This is a genomic window from Vibrio sp. OPT20 (assembly GCF_963889365.1).
In the GTDB taxonomy this organism is placed as follows: Bacteria; Pseudomonadota; Gammaproteobacteria; order Enterobacterales; family Vibrionaceae; genus Vibrio; species Vibrio splendidus.
In genome coordinates, this window is the sequence record NZ_CAWPOA010000059.1 from 1 (window position 1) to 812 (window position 812).

Annotated in this window: 1 rRNA gene; it reads right to left on the reverse strand. The window is 51.4% G+C overall.

Going from position 1 to position 812, the window contains the following annotated elements:
• Positions 1-812, reverse strand: a 23S ribosomal RNA gene (locus tag AACR09_RS15790); the annotation flags it as partial.

The following is an 812-nucleotide window of genomic DNA, read 5'->3' on the forward strand; positions in this document are numbered from 1 at the left end:
CACCTTCAACGGCTTACAGAACGCTCCCCTACCCCACATACCCTAAGGTACGTAGCCGCAGCTTCGGTGTATAGCTTAGCCCCGTTACATCTTCCGCGCAGGCCGACTCGACCAGTGAGCTATTACGCTTTCTTTAAATGATGGCTGCTTCTAAGCCAACATCCTGGCTGTCTGAGCCTTCCCACATCGTTTCCCACTTAGCTATACTTTGGGACCTTAGCTGGCGGTCTGGGTTGTTTCCCTCTCCACGACGGACGTTAGCACCCGCCGTGTGTCTCCCGGATAGTACTTACTGGTATTCGGAGTTTGCAAAGGGTTGGTAAGTCGGGATGACCCCCTAGCCTTAACAGTGCTCTACCCCCAGTAGTATTCGTCCGAGGCGCTACCTAAATAGCTTTCGGGGAGAACCAGCTATCTCCAGGTTTGATTGGCCTTTCACCCCTAGCCACAAGTCATCCGCTAATTTTTCAACATTAGTCGGTTCGGTCCTCCAGTTGATGTTACTCAACCTTCAACCTGCCCATGGCTAGATCACCTGGTTTCGGGTCTAATCCTAGCAACTGTACGCCCAGTTAAGACTCGGTTTCCCTACGGCTCCCCTAAACGGTTAACCTTGCTACTAAAATTAAGTCGCTGACCCATTATACAAAAGGTACGCAGTCACACCACGAAGGTGCTCCTACTGCTTGTACGTACACGGTTTCAGGTTCTATTTCACTCCCCTCACAGGGGTTCTTTTCGCCTTTCCCTCACGGTACTGGTTCACTATCGGTCAGTCAGTAGTATTTAGCCTTGGAGGATGGTCCCCCCAT